Origin of the sequence: Candidatus Thiodiazotropha sp. LNASS1 (assembly GCF_964212655.1) — a bacterium.
GTDB lineage: Bacteria > Pseudomonadota > Gammaproteobacteria > Chromatiales > Chromatiaceae > Thiodiazotropha.
In genome coordinates this window covers 2,299,135-2,316,087 of the sequence record NZ_OZ156465.1, presented here as the reverse complement: position 1 = coordinate 2,316,087, position 16,953 = coordinate 2,299,135, and the positions used below count along the sequence as shown (strand labels likewise).

Here is a 16,953-nt window from a genome sequence, read left to right as displayed (position 1 = left end):
CGGAATTAATTTCGCAAAAGTATGAGGCACTCAGCTGGGATGGTGCCGGCTGGTATTACGACCATATGATTGGTTTTTTGTAGAACTCATTGATTATACGTGCGTTTGGTGCTAATTTTCCCTTTGTGCCCTGGGTATTTAGCTTCATTTCTTATCGCTGAAAGGCGCTTAATGTGAGGTTATTCTCAAACGATATCCGTGAAGTAACATAGCCTTAGGCTAGATGCGGGTATCAGGGACCGGTCGGCATCTTTTTGGATATTGATGGATACCTTCAAGTGGCAATAGATGCGAAGGCAAGACAACATTATTACATTCGGCTCAGCTGTGCCCCGTCGAAAAAAAATCACTCTTGACGTGAACGGACGTAGGATTGCGTCTGAGTGTCGCAATCTCGTAGGTAAAACGTTACCAAAATTGATGAGCGGCCTATTCGAGAATCTCGATGATGCTCTCTATGAAATGGCCAACAAATCCGAGAGCAACGCCCTGCAGAATATCTATTTCGACTCCATGCGAGAGCTCCGCAAGCAGCGGTCAGGTATCGATCGCAGGTTTAACCAGGAAGTCCTGCGGGCCTACGATAGTTACTGGCAAACGGGCGAAATAACGATCCAACAACCGACCCTCGATGAACTGAGTCTGGAATCGGAAATGTCGCTGGTGGATGATGAGGATCTGGAAGACTCATTAGCCGTCACTAATATGGTCAGCAAATCCGAGAGCCGCTACACTCGCGAACTCTACGCCATGAGTCAACGTTTCGGCTACCTGATCGGGGGTGGATCTGTCGATGAGACTATGGCCCAACACACCCCACTGGCGCCGGGTGTCATCTGTAACGCATTCCAGATCTCGATGGCGGGTGTTCCAGTTGAGCTGCCGGTCAAATTGGTTGTCTACAAGTTGTTTGACCGCCACGTGATGCACTATATCGGTGGCCTGTATGATGAGATCAATCTGCTCTTGGGCCGTGCCGGTGTCATACCCAAGCTGACACCAAAGGTCCGCCGCAATCCGGTTTCCCCAAGCTTGCGTGGTGATGGGGGCGAAAGCTACATGGCAAGTGACTCATCCTATATGAGTTCATCCGCACCCGCATCCACCGCAACAGCCGCAACGGAAGAGGTGATCCAGGCTGAGTTGTTTTCAAACCTGCAGCAACTGCTCAACCTCAGACGTGCAAGTGCCGGTGGAAGCAGTCTGTTGGCATCCAGTCTGATGCTTACCCCACCGGCCGGCAATGTTCCAGTTGTCGATACAGGTGAACTCCTGGGTGCGCTCTCAGCTATCCAGCAGTCGAATGTGGTGATGCTGCCACAAGGGCGTCGAGTCAATCAGCCCCTGACACCCGATGAGATGCGGGCTCAATTGGTCACTGATCTGCAGATCGCCAGAGATGGTCAGGTCGTACGCTCTCTTGGGGATGCGGACAACGATACTATCGATGTCATCTCCATGATCTTCGAGTTTATCCTCGATGATTACAGCCTGCCCGATGCCATGAAGGCACTGATCAGTCGTCTGCAGATACCCATGCTGAAAGTGGCGATCATCGACAAGACTTTTTTCAGTCAGAAGGTTCATCCCGCAAGGCGTTTACTCAACAGCCTGGCTCAGGCAGCTGTTGGCTGGAATGATACAGGTGATCGTGCCAACGACACCCTGTATAAAAAGATCGAGCAGGTAGTAAAAAGGGTTTTGAACGAGTTCCACGACGATCCCGGTCTGTTTGCGGAGTTGGAAGAGGATTTCTCGAGTTGGTGGCAGAAGGAGCAGCGAGGCGCACAGATTGCGGAGCAGCGCACCAATCAGATAACCAAGGGAAAAGAGCAGCTCAAATCAGCCAAGCAGATCGTTTCTGAAGAGCTAAACAAGCGGTTACGCACTCAAAATGTCATTCCCGAGGCGGTGATGTCTATTCTTGAGGACGGCTGGAAAGATGTACTGTTACTTATCTACCTGCGTGAAGGATCGGAGAGTAAAGGCTGGAGCGAGGCATTGGAAATCGTTGACAGGCTGTTGTGGAGTGTACAACCCAAGTCCGAATATGGGGAAAGGCAGCAATTACTGCGCGGTATCCCTGAACTGTTGAGAAATATCCGCGAACGGCTGAATAGCATCTCATTTGATCAACATAAAATGGCCAAGTTGTTTAAAGAGTTGCAAAACTGCCATATCGGCGTCTTGCGTGGCGGAGACAGCAGTCAGATACATACCGCTGGAACGATGCCGGTTAACCAGTATGAGATCCATTTTCCGGATAGCAAACTTGTGGCTGATCCCAACAGCCAGCTGCATGAAATGGCTGAAGAAGCGATCAGTGAGAATGATGATTTCACTCAGCAGGCGGTTGATCTGGAAACCGGTGAATGGCTTGAAATCATTGATGGAAGCAGTAAGGTTCGGGTCAAATTGTCGTGGAAAAGCAATGTTACAGATACCTATATCTTCGTTAACCGTAAAGGCATGAAAGCCATGGAACTCACCACCTTCGGCCTGGCCAAGCGTTTGCGTGAAGGCACGGCGAAAAAGGTGGAACTTTCAGCCAAGCCGATCATGGATCGAGCCCTGGATGCAATGCTCGATGCTTTGAAGAAAACAACTTCAACCTCTGCATCAGCCTAGGGCCGATTGGATGAGTGTTAACAGGCCCTAGCCTGTTAAAGAAGCAGATTTATCCCTATCAGGCGCCACATACCACACAAAGCGATGGCTTGACGCCATGCATAAGCAGCTGATAAGAAATTCCAATCGACCGTACACGGTCAGTTAACTGTTTTATTGCACCGTTAAGAGGACAGGGTTGATCATGAGTGAAAAAATCACAGATTCCGGGCTGAAGTTTGAAGATCTGAACAAGGGGACAGGGGATATTGCAATATCCGGTAATCGGGTCTCGGTACACTATACCGGCTGGCTGCTCGATGGAGAAAAATTCGACTCCTCCCTGGATCGTAACCAACCCTTTGATTTTACTTTAGGCAAGGGCATGGTGATTGCCGGATGGGATGAGGGGGTTGCCGGCATGAAGGTGGGTGGCAAAAGAAGGCTGACAATTCCACCGCAATTGGGGTATGGCGCTCAGGGAGCCGGTGGCGTGATCCCTCCGAATGCCACATTGGTATTCGATGTTGAACTACTTTCCGTCGAGGGATGAGCAGGCTGCCGCCCCTCAACCTGATCAATGAACAGGTTGGACAGGCATTGTCGGAGGATCTTGGCACTGGCGATTTGACTGCCGAGTTGCTGGATGAGCACGTTCTAGCGCGAGCACACATTATCTGCCGACAACATGCCGTGATATGTGGTGTTGCCTGGGTGAATCAAGTCTTCGGTCAATTGGATGGTAGCATTGAACTCGATTGGCGGGTTGCAGATGGAGACTCTGTCACTCCCGGCTCGTTGCTTTGCAGGTTGCAGGGTAACAATAGATCATTGTTGAGCGGTGAACGGACGGCACTCAATTATCTACAGACCCTATCGGCAACCGCAACGGTGACACGTCGCTATGTGGAGGCAGTGGAGGGAACGGGTGTGACCATACTCGACACCCGAAAGACCATTCCCGGCCTTAGGGTGCAGCAGAAATATGCGGTGGCCTGTGGTGGCGGCCGGAATCACCGTATTGGTCTGTATGACGCCATCCTCCTTAAAGAGAATCATGTGCAAATTGCCGGATCGATTGGGGCCGCACTGAAACGGGCTAACCAGATCGCAACCGACGGGGTGGAGATCGAAGTGGAGGTGGAATCCTTGGCTCAGCTTGATGAGGCGTTGTCCGCCGGAGCCAAAAGGATACTGTTGGATAACTTTGGGCTGAAGATGTTGCGTGAGGCGGTGGCGATGAATGCCGGACAGGCAAGGCTTGAGGCTTCCGGCGGCGTTAACCTCGAGACAATACGCTCGATTGCCGAAACGGGCGTGGATGATATCTCTGTCGGAGCCTTGACCAAGGATGTCAGGGCAGTTGATCTCTCGATGTTGTTTATAGACTAAACAACCCTGTTTCTATACGCGCTCATCGATCAGTGTGCCGATCAGTTCATTGGCGGTTTTCAGGGTTTTCACTTGCGCCTTGGTATGGTTGGCATGTTGTTGCAGTTCAACCATGGCACGGGAGAGATCAGTCGGTTTGGCTTGATTGGTCTGCTGGGTGCTGGCGATCTCCGATGCTACACGACGCATCCCCTGGAATCCCTTTTGAATCCCCTGAAGTGCCGGTCCTGTTATCGAATTGATACCCATGATAGATGCAGCTTCCTTTAAATACAGCCGTTCTAATCCGTTTGTTGGCAGTTTTTCCCGATTCTTTAATTGATTCGTTCTTAAATAGGGGGTGGGTGGTCGAATTGGTGAATTCCGTTCCCGAGGGTGGGGGGCTACAGGGTTTGTGATAGCAGGCCTATGAAGCCCATTGATGGCGTGGCGGGAAGACCAGCCGGACGGTTGTGAACTGGTGGTGGTCAGAGGGCAAGGCCCAGTGACGGAAGCTGGCGCGACGCAGCGTGGGTTGCGTGTGTAAGCTGGCACCCCGCAGAGAGTAGTGTTTATCGCCTACAGCCTGGGTTGAAGCCCTGTCATCGGGAAAGGGTTGAAATGAGGGATAGTGGTGATATTTGTTACCGCACCACTCCCAGGCGCGCCCCATTTGGCTCACAACACCCGTGCGCACTGCCAATTCCCACTGATATTCATGCTGGATCACGGCACCTGAGAATTCACCGTTTTCACGGCGGCCAACCCAGTTGCAGAAGGCTTGGGCCTCATAGTGGGAGATACCGGTAACCGGTTCATTGGGCGGCAGGTGAGAGATACCGTTGATAGCCACTTCATACCATCCACCCCTATGATCCTGCCGCCAATATTCGGGGTGTCTGTGACCATGATGATTCAGCCACTGCCAACCTTCGTTAATCCACAGCGAATCATCGTTATAACCGTCCGCCTGCATAAAACTGAGATATTGCGCATTTGATACCGGCGTCAGTGCTATCCGAAAACTGCTGAGTTCAACGGCTTGTGGTGGCAGCTCATTATCGTAAGCGCGTGGTTCATCCCGGGCGCCGATGCGATAGTGTCCCTGGGAAATCTCCCTGGTTTCCCACTTGGGTATGCCGGGTTCAAGCGGTTCCTTGCATTGATATGCCTGATCCCGTTCCTGGAGAGATCGCTGGTTAAGAAGGATCAACATGGCTTCATAGAGTTTCGCCTGCTCTTGCAGCAGGAACCAGGGGAGTCTGTCATGATGGAGCCAGGGATGATCGGGCAGTGCAGATGGAGTGGCTAGTCTGCGCAGATGTTCGTCATGAATCTCCGAACCCCAGTTGATCAGGTGATCAACAGATGGCAACCGGCTGCATTGTTGTTCCAGAGTCAATGCATTCGGAGAAAAGAGTTGTTCAACTCTCATGGAAAGGTCGTCATCGTGTTGCAACCGCTCTCTGAGCCATAGCAGTTCCAGATAGACGCCACGGCCGAAATACCAGTTGAGTGAGGCAAGTCGTGGATGAAATTGTCTGGCGCAATCTGCGGCTGGAATGGACGTCAATAGATCAATCTGCGATGCATGCAGACTGCTCAGTTGGCCAAGCAGTGTGGTTGAGGTCATATCACCCTTTTCCGTTCGACAAAGCTGACTATGTTAACGGAGGGATATATTGGGGGGAAGTCTACCGACAGTTCTCAGGTTATAGTACGTCAAGCCTCACCCTAGGCTTCGGATCCCGGCAGGGTGAGGTTAGTCATAGGGGATAAACTCATTATTAGACGCAGCCGGTGGGTTTTGGCAGCCCGCCATATTTGGTAATCGGTTTCATCGGACCCGTAAGCCAGAGCTTGAACATGGCTTTCTGATCGGCGCCGAGATATTTTGAGAATTTGCGGATAGGCGGCACTACGTTGAACTCATCATAATACTCCCGAGCTTTCAGGATCTGCTGCCATTTCTCATCGGTGAGTTCATACTCGTCGTCTTCTGCCATGGCTCTGGCGACTTCCGGGGTCCATGCGTTCATATCGGCGAGATAACCATCTCCATCGCGCTCGGGTAGTTCTGTATTCATTTTGCCTCTCCTATTACCAACTAAAAAGGTAGGTTATTTTCGAAGCGAAGTTTAATGTGAAATACCAGTCTGTTTCCACCCCAAAAAAATCCTGGTTTTAGGAATCCGGTCTAAGGCGTGTCTGATGTGGAAGCGTTGGAGAGTGCAAAAATGTGTTTCAGGAATGCTGATTTATCTTCGCAACTGGTTTTAAACTGGAGGCGCCTCAAGCCCGTGGTCAGGCGGACATCCAATCCGAAGGGATCAAGACCGACAACTTCGACGGGGGTATCGGCCGGTATGCCATTGCTATCGAGCAGTTGTTTCGGCAGATCATGGTTGTGGGAGTTCAACTGGTAAAGCAATTCCGCTTCATCCGCAGTTGAAAAGGGGATGGGCGGCGGGATACGGCTTGGATCAAACCAGCGGGCAGATCCGAATCCGCCGATATAGTAATAGTGTTTCACATCCAGTCGATAGAAACGGAAGTTGAGCTCTTTCCGATAGCGGCGTGCCTCCGGATAGAAACGAAAGTATCGCTCGGCTGCGGCAGTTGAATTGACAGTTTCGGCCTGCGCCAGGCAAGTAAGCCGCGCCAGCTGCTGCACATCGCCATCCCCCTGGCCAGTCAGTGTCAGGGAACAGCGAGGGTCGTGCTCGAGGTTCCTTGTATGTTGCGCCAGGTGAGAAATCAGCAATAGAAGGTTGCCCTTCGTATCGCGGCAAAAGGGCAAAAGTGAACCAAATGGGTAACCTTGGTATTTTACTGAATGAGTAGACAGTAAACCGTGATAGCTTTCCGACCAGAGTTTGTTTATATCTTTTAACAGCTCTCCCGTTGATGATTCGGTATTCATTTTATTGTTCTCACCGTGGTTCAGTTAAAGCTTTGTAGTTCTGCTAATCAGACTCGATGCCCGGATTGAGGTTAACCTCTCCGAGCCGTTTTTGAATGGACTCTATTTTACCTTGAAGGCCGTGTTCTCTGGCTGGGCGGCTGTCGATCTTTATCGCGGCATAAACGCGCTGGCATCCAGTCCCATGAATAATCTGGGCAGCCTGCTCAACAATCGCCAGGGCCTGGGTGATATTCGGGGTTTCTATCAAGGTTCCCATCGCTGTCAATTGGTATTCGATTCCAGTGCTGTCGATCATTTCGATCACCCGGCTCACTTCTTCACTGACGCTCACCCCTCTGTCCAGGGGGAAGATACTGAATTCCAATATTACCGACATGACTCGCTCTCTGAATCTCTCAACACAACCATAGTATACATCTGAGATATTTTACCCTGGATTGGGCATGGATGAGTGGTTGGCATTTGGAAAATGAAATATCGATTTAACAATTCTTCACAGGCTTTGGGTTTATTCCGGTGCAGGGATTGCCCTAAGCTGCAGGCAGTACTCAAAGGCCGAGACAGATATGAGCGTACTGGCTTTTCTATTGGTTGGTATGGCTGCCGGCTGGCTGGCCGGGGTGGTTATGAAAGGCCATGGCCATGGGCTATCGGGTAATCTGTTTCTGGGGATTCTGGGGGCATTGATAGGTGGATATCTTTTTGAATTTTTTGCGGTCGACAGCAAGGGGTTGCTCCCGTCATTGATCACTGCAACAGCTGGCGCGATACTTGTTCTTACCATCACCGGACTGGCCAACAAGCGTTGAACATCAATTTGGCCAAGCAGAGAGACAGTATCGCAACAATGACGGGAGAAGATTCATGGATCTTACAATAGAGACTATTTTGAACACTTACATTATTCCCTGGGGAACCAAGATCGTTATGGCACTGTTGGTGTTCATTATCGGTCGATGGATAGCAAAATTGCTGACCCGTACGCTGAAAAGACTCATGGAGAGAGGGGACATCGACCAGATGCTGATCAGTTTCCTCGGTAATATCGCATACGCAGTACTGCTGGCAGTGGTGGTGCTTGCCGCGTTGGAGCAACTCGGTGTCAATACAACATCTGCACTGGCTATTCTGGGTGCTGCAGGCCTGGCCGTCGGTTTGGCATTGAAGGATTCGTTGGCAAGCTTTGCTGCGGGTGTGATGTTGATCATCTTCAGGCCGTTTAAATTGGGGGATTTCGTCGAAGCAGGCGGTGTGTCCGGCGTGGTTGAGGAGATCCGCATCTTCCACACGGTTCTCAAGACCGGTGACAACCGCGAGATCACCATGCCCAATGCGCAAATATATAGCGGCACTATCATCAACTATTCCGCCAGGAACACAAGACGAATCGATCTGGTGATCGGTATCGGTTATGACGATGACATTAAAAAGGCAAGAGACCTGCTGCAGCAGATCCTCGATGCCGATAGCACAGTGCTAAAAGATCCCGCGCCGACGATTATGTTGTTGGAATTGGGCGAGAGCAGCGTCGATTTTGCTGTACGTCCCTGGGTGAAATCTGGGGATTACTGGGTGACGCGGGCAGCGCTGCTTGAAGCCATCAAGGCGACATTTGATAAGCAGGGTATCAGTATTCCCTACCCGCAACGGGATATTCATATGATTCAAGCGACGGCTGCCTAGGAGTTGTAGCCGCCGTATCCGTAATTTAAAAAAACCTGGAGGTTTGATTATGCACATTAAAAGAATTGCCATAGCCCTGGCCTTAACGCCGATACTGATCAGTAGTCACGCAGTGGCAGAAAAGGGACTGGCCTACGATAGTGTTAATTCGGTTTGGCGTACCGGCTATGGTGAGTGTTGGACCACCTCCCACCGTGACAAGGCACCGGCTGATACCAGCTGTTTCGGTGAGCCGGCAATGGAAATGACAAAGGCTGAAGGCGATGCCGACAATGATGGTGTTGTGGATAGTAAGGACCAGTGCCCCGGTACGCCAGCCGGGGTACAGGTCGATGACAAAGGATGCGCCCTCGACAGTGATGGAGACGGTGTGGCCGACAGCAGTGATAAATGCCCGGATACGCCTGCCGGCGCAAAGGTCGACGCCAGTGGCTGTGAGCTGGATAGTGATGGCGACGGCGTGGCCGACAGTAAGGATGACTGCCCGAATACGCCTGCCGGCGCTACGGTAACCGATGCCGGGTGCGCGGTTCAGATCGTCTTGCAGAATGTCCTGTTTGATCTCAACAGCGATAAGGTCAGCGGTGAATACACATCCACATTGAACCAAATTGCCGATTCACTCAAGGCACGTCCCGATATCAAATCGATTGAGGTTATCGGACATACCGACTCCACGGGTTCTGCGGCCTATAACCAGTCCCTTTCCGAGAGGCGTGCGAAGGCAGTGGCTGACAATCTTAAGGCACAGGGAGTGAATGGCGCACTGTTCACCACCAAGGGGATGGGGGAAGCGTCTCCCGTTGCCGACAATGCAACAGCAGAAGGGCGCGCGCAGAATCGGCGTGTCGAATTGAAACTTGACTAAATATTGTCAATAAACAATGTTCATTAAGGCAACAGCTTGACTTTTGTCATGCTGTTGCCTGGAACTTACTGCGTATTATGAGAACACTTATGTTGACACCATCGCCAGGCAGTGGTCAGTTAGTAGGCATGGATCAGCTGAATCCTGAACAGCCGCAGCAGGTATGTCCGGTGTGTTTGAATCCTCGCCAGTATGGTGGGATTGTATGACGTTAACTACCTTGGAGTCATCTATGCGAATAGCCTATTTGGAAGATGATAAAGTGCAGTCAGCGGTAATGAAGGAATGGTTGGAAGCTGAAGGCTATGTCTGCAGGGCATTTGATAATGCTGATGCTTTTATGCGTGAGTTGCGTCATGAAACCTATGATTTGTTGATAATGGATTGGGAATTACCGGAAAAAAGCGGTGTAGAGGTGCTCTCCTGGTTGCGAGGCGACCGGGAGTGGGATCTGCCCGTATTCTTTATCACCCACAGGGATGGTGAAGCTGACATCATCGAAGCGCTGGAAAAAGGTGCCGATGACTACCTGGCGAAACCGGTCAACCGCGAAATCATGCTGGCACGGATCAAAGCCCTGGTCAGGCGGCATAGTGGTCGGCGCGATCATTTGGAAGTGAGTGGTTTTTCACTTAACAAGGATAACAAAACGCTCACCTTGAACGGTGAGCCTGTGGATATGACGGAGAAGGAATTTCAATTGGCGTGGATGCTCTTCACCAACATCGGACGCCTGCTTTCCCGCGACCATCTGCTGGAGAGCATATGGGGATTCGGACCGGGCCTGATGACCCGTACTGTGGATACTCATATCAGTCGACTCCGCCGTAAACTCGGTCTGACACCGGAGAACGGATGGCGTCTGAAGGCGGTCTATCACCAAGGTTACCGTCTCGAGCAGCTGACCGAGCAAGAGTAGTTCGCTGGAATCCCGGCTTGAGCGGGTATATCCTATTGCATGCTGATTCCGGCATGGATCGCCAGTAATATTATCCTGAAATCGAACACATAGGGTCATTTCGAAGGTCCGGAGCGGAAGCCGATTGAGTGATCTTCAAGTCCAAATTGTGGTCGATGAGTAACTGGCAAGATGACTAGAATCATCACATCGCTCCTGTTCTTCGTCCTAGTCGTGATAACGGGACAGGCATGGTCGGAAGACTGGGCCTATCGAATTCACGAGGGAGAGAATCTTTCCATCGTCGCAGAACGCTTCCTCAAGTCGGAATTCACCCCCGAGCAATTACAGATCTACAACGGTATCGCCAATAACACAGAAATTCCGATCGGAACTGAGATCCGTGTGCCGATCGACTGGCTGAAAGAGGTGCTTGCGGGCGTAAAGGTCAAAAGTGTTTTCGGGGATGCCTCTCTGCAGCGAACGGGAGCGAGCGTATCAATCGTTTTGGTAGCAGGTACGATGCTCAATGCTGGTGATAGAATTTCTACCGGTGTCGGTGCTTCAGTTTCATTACAATTCGCGGATAATTCCACACTGTTGATTGGCGAAGAGAGTGAAGTGGTATTCGATGCACTCTCATCTTTTCATGGCATGGGTATGCTGGATACTAGGATTCGCCTGCAACGGGGGCGAATCGAGAATCGCATCAAGCCACTTAGAAAGCCGGAATATCGATATGAAATACACACCCCGGCCGCAGTGACCATGGTCCGTGGCACGAAATTTCGCGTCTTTTCGGATGCCGGGGATGAACAGACCCGCAGTGAAGTGACTGAGGGGGGGGTCAACATCACCGCTGAAGGTGAGACTGTATTGGTTGAACAGGGAGAGGGGACTCTGATAGAAAAGGGTAAGCCCCCGTCTCCCCCGCGTGCGCTGTTGGCACAGCCGGATCTGACGGAAATGACACACCAATTCACGATGGATGGCGTGGTGATTGAATGGTCACCGCTTGACGGGGCGGCTGCTTATCGCTATCAGCTTATCAACAGGGAGGAAATGATGGTCGCAGGGGGAATGAGTTCGGACAATCGTATTGAGTTGCCGCGACTGCTTGCGGGTGATTACCGGATCGTATTGAGAGGTATTGACGAATTGGGATTTGAGGGATTCAATGCCTATCGTAATTTCACCCTGGAAGCGGTGGCGCCATTACCTGTGCGGGCGGAGCCTGAAGGACTGACAGCGCCGACGCTCTTTCGACCGCAGTTCAGTCGTCATGGTATCCATATCCGTTGGACACAGGTAGCGGGTGCTTGGGCGTATAGGTTGATTCTTGCCAGAGATATCGAACTTGAGGATAAGCTTTTCACCAGGTTGTCCGAAGATAACGCATTCATTTTGCAACCCTTGCCCCCAGGGCACTACTTTATCGGTGTGGAGGCGCTATCTGCGATTAACGATGATCGATCACGATCCGATATATACCGTATCGGTATACCTGTTTGGTGATGGCGCAGTGTGATGGTGGAGCTTCCATGACAGGTAAAAGATGAGGGATGACATAAATCCTACAGGCACGGTGACACGATCCAAGACGTACTCAGAACGTACACGCAGTGCTTTGATCATGTTGCTGCTAACCAGCTTGTTGGCGGCCAGCAACTGGCTCTGGCGATGGGATCTGCTGTTGTATGATTTACAGATGGGTTTTATCTCCAAACCCGTTGCTGAAGATATCATTATCGTCGCGGTGGACGAGAAGAGCCTGGAAGCCCTGGGACGCTGGCCCTGGTCGCGTCAGATACACGCAAAGCTTGTGGACCGGCTCACCCAGGCAGGGGCCAGAGCCATTATCCTCGATATCCTGTTCGCCGAGCCAGACCGAATCGATCCCGAATCAGACAACCAACTGATCCAGGCAATCGCCGCCAGTGAACGCGTGTTTATGCCGGTTATTCTGGAAGAGCATCGGCAGGGAGGAATGTTGGTGGAGTCGATGCCATTGCCGGCGCTCTCAAATGTGGCTGCGGGGCTGGGGCATGTGCATATGGATCTGGATGCCGACGGTATTGCCCGTGGCGTGTTTCTCTATGAAGGATTGGGCCAGGCGTATTGGCCGCATTTGATGCTGTCTGTGTTGAACTGGTTAGAGCCCGGGAGGGAGGGAATGCGTACCGCACCCACCAGCCGGCAGGCGCCGAATATCCACACAATCAACCGACATACCCATCGCCTGATACCCTTTTATGGTCCGGCAGGTCACTATCACCGATACAGCTACAGTCAGGTACTCGATGGCGATTTTTTACCCGATCTCTTCCGCGACAAGGTTGTATTGGTTGGTGTTACGGCGACTGGGATAGGCGATGCCCTGCCTACCCCTGTGTCCGGCTATGGGGTGCCTATGCCTGGTGTGGAGATCAACGCCAATGTCCTGCAGAGTTTGAGACAGGATGAGGCGATTACCCCGGTTCCCTATCTGCCCCATTTGTTGGGCAGCGCCCTGGTCGTGGTTCTTCCCTTTGTCCTCTACCCCTACTTTCCCACCCGAGCGGCACCGCTCGTGTCACTGGTTCTTCTGGTTGGCTTTTTTCTTTTTACCATTGCACTACTGCGTGGGGCAGAGTATTGGTTCCCGCCATCCGCCGCCTTGCTCGGGTTGTTGCTGAGTTATCCACTATGGAGTTGGCGACGCCTTGATCAAGCGGTGCGTTATCTCAACGAACAGCTTGAACGCATGCAAAGTGAACAGCGTCTATTGCCGGTAGAACAGCCTCCCAGCGATATGACTACGGCAATGGAGTTTCTTGCCAGATTAATGCCGTTGCAGGGATGGGTGCTCTACGATGCCGGCAGCGGCAAGCAACTGCTGCAAAACGGCACCGCACTGGGGCCGCCGTTGGAGTCTCTGGCAATCGGCGCATGGCAGCGATCAGGCGCAGAGCTATGGACTGAGATACAACGACCGGATACGGCCTGGCGGTTGGGTTTGGTCTGGCCGAGAAATGAGGTGCCTGTGGGCCGCTCGATGAAACTGGTCGATGAGTTCGCCCTGCAATTCTCACTTGAATCAGAAGCCAAACAGGACAGTGTGCTGGAAAGAGTGGAATTGCGTATGCAGCAGATGCAGGAGGCCAATGCCCGTTTGCAGCGCTTTCGCCATCTGATCAGTAATGCGGTGGGACAGATGGATGACGGGCTGATGGTCATCAATGGCCTGGGGCAGGTTGTGATGTCAAATCCCCGAACCTCCTTCTATCTTGGCCATCCGGCCGAAAAGGAGCTGTTGGGCGAGGATGCCTATCACCTGTTGAGCGTATTGGAGATACAGGGTGCGGATACCTGGCAGGAAGTCTTCAGGAAGGTATTGCTGCATAAAGAGCCTGTACGTTTTGAAGCCGTTCGACCCCCCGACACTGAACTGTTTGTCCAGCTGAAGGCCCTCGAAGCGGTTGATACTGAGTTTCCGGGTATGATCATTAACCTCTCGTATATCGGCGCGTTGAAGCGATCAGAACGCACGCGGGCAAAGATGCTTAATTTTCTCTCCCACGATATCCGTTCTCCCATCACCTCTCTGCTCTCATTGACTCAGTCCAGGCAGCTGTTGGATGGGAGTGCAAAGGAGATGGCCGAACAGATTCAGCCTTTGGCGCGCCGCTCGCTAAAATTGGCGGATAACTTCCTGCGCCTGGCACGGGCCGAGGTTGCCGAAACCACCTCATTCACCGATACCAATTTTATTGAGGTGGCACATAATGCCGTAGACGAGGTCTATGTCCAGGCCAAAGCCAAGCAGGTAAGGCTGCAGCGGCTGTTTAACGAGGATGAAATGTGGTTGCGGGGTGATTTGGGCTTGCTGGAGCGGGCCCTGGTCAACCTGCTGGAGAATGCGATTAAATTCTCTCCGCCACAGAGCCAGGTGACGATGACCCTGTCGATCAAACACTCTCGACTGATATGTGAAATCGAGGATCAGGGTCCCGGTATCCCGGAGCACCAGTTGAATGACATCTTTATGCCGTTTATGCAGGCGGATTCAAATCAAATCCTGCGCAAAAAAGGTGTTGGTCTGGGGCTGAGTTTTGTCAAGGTGGTCGCGGAAAAGCATCATGGATCGGTAGCGGCGAATAATGGGAAGAATGGCGGTGCGGTGTTTACACTCAATCTGCCGTGTGAGGATAGTGCGTCGCCTTAAAGCGTTTACTGTCCGCACGGGATGGCAGGTCGCTAAAACCGTGTCGAGGGTGTTTGTTTGCGGCAAGGAAAAGCGTGCATAATGGGCGTTTTCGACAGATTATCCGGAGTGACCGATGCCGCAATACCGTTCCCGTACGACCACCCATGGGCGCAATATGGCCGGTGCCAGGGCCTTGTGGCGGGCCACAGGCATGCAGGATGGCGACTTCGATAAACCGATTATTGCGATCGCCAACTCGTTTACCCAGTTCGTTCCGGGCCACGTACATCTGAAGGATCTTGGGCAGCTGGTTGCAAGAGAGATCGAGGCGGCTGGTGGAGTGGCCAAAGAGTTCAATACCATTGCCGTGGACGATGGCATCGCGATGGGGCATGGCGGCATGCTCTATTCCCTGCCATCAAGGGATATCATAGCCGACTCCGTGGAGTATATGGTCAATGCACATTGTGCCGATGCGCTGGTCTGCATATCCAATTGCGACAAGATTACCCCGGGCATGCTGATGGCTGCACTGAGATTGAACATCCCGACCCTGTTTGTTTCCGGTGGTCCCATGGAAGCGGGCAAGGTCCGGTTGCATGGCAAGGAATACCACCTTGATCTTGTCGACGCCATGGTATCGGCTGCCAATCCGGATGAGAGCGACGAGGATGTAGAGAAGATCGAGCGATCCGCCTGTCCCACCTGTGGCTCATGCTCAGGCATGTTCACCGCAAACTCCATGAACTGCCTCACCGAGGCCTTAGGGCTGTCGTTGCCCGGTAATGGTTCGCTGCTGGCGACCCACGCCGACCGGAAACAGCTCTTTTTGGAAGCGGGGCATCGTGTCGTCGAGTTGGCTAAACGATGGTACGAGCAGGAGGATGCCGCGGCCCTGCCGCGCAATGTGGCGACCTTCAAGGCCTTTGAGAATGCCATGAGTCTGGATATCGCCATGGGTGGTTCCACCAATACCGTACTGCATCTGCTCGCCGCTGCTTATGAGGGTGAAGTCGATTTCACCATGGCCGATATCGACCGGTTGAGTCGTAAAGTGCCTAACCTTTGCAAGGTCGCCCCCGCCACGCAACAGTTTCATATGGAGGATGTGCATCGGGCTGGTGGGGTGATCGGCATCCTGGGAGAACTGGACCGTGCAGGTTTGGTTCATCGCGATGTGCCGACTGTCCATGCGGCCAGTATCGGTGAAGCGATCGATCGCTGGGACATCGTTCGCAGCATGGAGGAGGAGGCGCGAAACCGCTATCTGGCGGCACCCGGTGGCGTGCCCACACAGGTAGCTTTCAGCCAGTCGTCCCGCTGGCCCGACCTGGATCTCGATAGAGAACAGGGCTGTATTCGGGATCTCGAACACGCCTACTCCCAAGACGGGGGATTGGCCGTCCTATATGGCAACCTGGCAAAACAGGGATGTATCGTCAAGACGGCCGGTGTAGATGAATCGAATCTGAAGTTTCGCGGGCCGGCACGTATCTTCGAGAGTCAGGAGAGTGCTGTAGAGGCGATACTGAATGACAACATCCAGGCGGGCGATGTGGTCATCATTCGCTATGAGGGTCCGAAAGGGGGACCGGGTATGCAGGAGATGCTCTACCCGACCAGTTATCTCAAGTCAAAGGGATTGGGCAAGGCCTGTGCGTTGATTACGGATGGTCGTTTTTCCGGCGGTACATCCGGGTTATCCATCGGACACTGTTCGCCCGAGGCGGCGGAAGGTGGAAATATCGGTTTGGTGGAGGAGGGCGATATCATCGAAATCGATATTCCGGGGCGCAGCATACAGGTAGCGTTGGGCGATGATGTGCTGCAGCAAAGGCGTGAGACCATGATCGCAAGGGGTAACCAGGCCTGGCAACCGGCCGGCAGAGAGCGGACAGTATCTCAAGCCTTGAAGGCATATGCCGCATTGACAACTTCGGCTGCCCGCGGCGCTGTCCGGGATCTTACTCAACTCGATAAGGTGTGATGCGGCCACACTTTATTTTGTTTTTTATCATTGCGGGTTGTAGTGGAGGTGATCCGACAGCCACCAATCCCGTATTGATTTTCGAGGACGCGTTTGAGAACGCTCTCGATGAAGTGGATATCCTGGCCGAAGGGGGTACCATGGTGCGCGGTTTCGATGCCTGGTTGAAACTATCTCCCAAGTTGACGACCCTGCATCCTCGCAATGAGGCTGAATATGCCTATCGCGATTGCGAAGAAATGGTGGACTGGTTCCATACCGTTAGCGGTGATGATAACCTTCAGCGGCCGTATAGCGGACTGGTCTGCCAGGTTTCCAAGGAGACCAGATTCAAGTTTGACAATGGTCGCTGGCTATTAACAGACCGAAGCCGAGGTTTATCCTATTATCGGATCTGGAAATATAATAACTGAATAACTATAACGTT

General features: G+C 52.4%; 16 protein-coding genes. 11 read left to right on the top strand and 5 right to left on the bottom strand.

The features are described 5' to 3' along the window. Positions 1-288 precede the first annotated feature (288 nt). From AB8516_RS10150 to nadC, 3 genes are all read left to right on the top strand, one after another. Positions 289-2,628 carry a DUF1631 domain-containing protein gene (locus AB8516_RS10150; protein ID WP_369160356.1) on the top strand — a complete coding sequence of 780 codons (2,340 nt, stop codon included), beginning with the start codon at positions 289-291 and terminating at the stop codon, positions 2,626-2,628. Positions 2,629-2,812: 184 nt separating this feature from the next. Beyond that, positions 2,813-3,160, top strand: a complete 348-nt coding sequence (locus AB8516_RS10145) for an FKBP-type peptidyl-prolyl cis-trans isomerase (protein ID WP_069122554.1) — start codon at positions 2,813-2,815, stop codon at positions 3,158-3,160. Further along, complete coding sequence (nadC, locus tag AB8516_RS10140) at positions 3,157-3,999, top strand: carboxylating nicotinate-nucleotide diphosphorylase (RefSeq protein ID WP_369160354.1); 843 nt, start codon at positions 3,157-3,159, stop codon at positions 3,997-3,999. The genes AB8516_RS10145 and nadC overlap by 4 nt, the downstream gene beginning before the upstream one ends. 12 nt (positions 4,000-4,011) lie before the next feature. Here nadC and AB8516_RS10135 read toward each other — a convergent pair whose 3' ends face one another. The 5 genes from AB8516_RS10135 to AB8516_RS10115 form a co-directional block, all read right to left on the bottom strand. Beyond that, complete coding sequence (locus AB8516_RS10135) at positions 4,012-4,248, bottom strand: hydrolase (RefSeq protein ID WP_069122559.1); 237 nt, start codon at positions 4,246-4,248, stop codon at positions 4,012-4,014. A 157-nt stretch (positions 4,249-4,405) separates the two neighbouring features. Further along, the gene (locus AB8516_RS10130; RefSeq protein WP_369160352.1) at positions 4,406-5,611 is read right to left on the bottom strand and encodes an SUMF1/EgtB/PvdO family nonheme iron enzyme; all 1,206 of its coding nucleotides are present in this window, start codon (positions 5,609-5,611) and stop codon (positions 4,406-4,408) included. A gap of 154 nt (positions 5,612-5,765) precedes the next feature. Then, positions 5,766-6,065, bottom strand: a complete 300-nt coding sequence (locus AB8516_RS10125; protein WP_369160350.1) for a TusE/DsrC/DsvC family sulfur relay protein — start codon at positions 6,063-6,065, stop codon at positions 5,766-5,768. Positions 6,066-6,175: 110 nt separating this feature from the next. Beyond that, the gene (locus AB8516_RS10120; protein WP_369160348.1) at positions 6,176-6,901 is read right to left on the bottom strand and encodes a HugZ family protein; all 726 of its coding nucleotides are present in this window, start codon (positions 6,899-6,901) and stop codon (positions 6,176-6,178) included. Between the two features lie 43 nt (positions 6,902-6,944). Further along, positions 6,945-7,280, bottom strand: coding sequence for an MTH1187 family thiamine-binding protein (locus tag AB8516_RS10115; protein WP_369160346.1), 336 nt, complete (start codon positions 7,278-7,280; stop codon positions 6,945-6,947). Positions 7,281-7,470: 190 nt separating this feature from the next. Here AB8516_RS10115 and AB8516_RS10110 point away from each other — a divergent pair, with 190 nt between their 5' ends. The 8 genes from AB8516_RS10110 to AB8516_RS10075 all read left to right on the top strand — a co-directional run bounded on the left by AB8516_RS10110 (position 7,471) and on the right by AB8516_RS10075 (position 16,939). Then, complete coding sequence (locus AB8516_RS10110) at positions 7,471-7,713, top strand: GlsB/YeaQ/YmgE family stress response membrane protein (protein ID WP_369160345.1); 243 nt, start codon at positions 7,471-7,473, stop codon at positions 7,711-7,713. Between the two features lie 55 nt (positions 7,714-7,768). Continuing rightward, the gene (locus tag AB8516_RS10105) at positions 7,769-8,587 is read left to right on the top strand and encodes a mechanosensitive ion channel family protein (protein ID WP_108289064.1); all 819 of its coding nucleotides are present in this window, start codon (positions 7,769-7,771) and stop codon (positions 8,585-8,587) included. Between the two features lie 49 nt (positions 8,588-8,636). Further along, a complete protein-coding gene (locus tag AB8516_RS10100; RefSeq protein WP_069122582.1) occupies positions 8,637-9,455 on the top strand; it encodes an OmpA family protein in 819 nt (272 codons plus the stop codon). A 232-nt stretch (positions 9,456-9,687) separates the two neighbouring features. After that, entirely contained in the window at positions 9,688-10,374 is a 687-nt protein-coding gene (locus AB8516_RS10095; protein ID WP_069122585.1) for a response regulator transcription factor, read from the top strand. A 171-nt stretch (positions 10,375-10,545) separates the two neighbouring features. Further along, positions 10,546-11,868, top strand: a complete 1,323-nt coding sequence (locus AB8516_RS10090) for a FecR domain-containing protein (protein ID WP_369160344.1) — start codon at positions 10,546-10,548, stop codon at positions 11,866-11,868. A 118-nt stretch (positions 11,869-11,986) separates the two neighbouring features. Further along, positions 11,987-14,557: a CHASE2 domain-containing protein gene (locus tag AB8516_RS10085; protein ID WP_369160342.1), complete on the top strand. Its 2,571-nt coding sequence runs from the start codon at positions 11,987-11,989 to the stop codon at positions 14,555-14,557. A 115-nt stretch (positions 14,558-14,672) separates the two neighbouring features. Continuing rightward, positions 14,673-16,526 carry a dihydroxy-acid dehydratase gene (gene ilvD, locus AB8516_RS10080; protein ID WP_369160340.1) on the top strand — a complete coding sequence of 618 codons (1,854 nt, stop codon included), beginning with the start codon at positions 14,673-14,675 and terminating at the stop codon, positions 16,524-16,526. Then, complete coding sequence (locus AB8516_RS10075; protein ID WP_369160338.1) at positions 16,526-16,939, top strand: hypothetical protein; 414 nt, start codon at positions 16,526-16,528, stop codon at positions 16,937-16,939. Before ilvD ends, AB8516_RS10075 begins: the two co-directional genes overlap by 1 nt. The last annotated feature ends 14 nt before the right edge of the window (positions 16,940-16,953 follow it).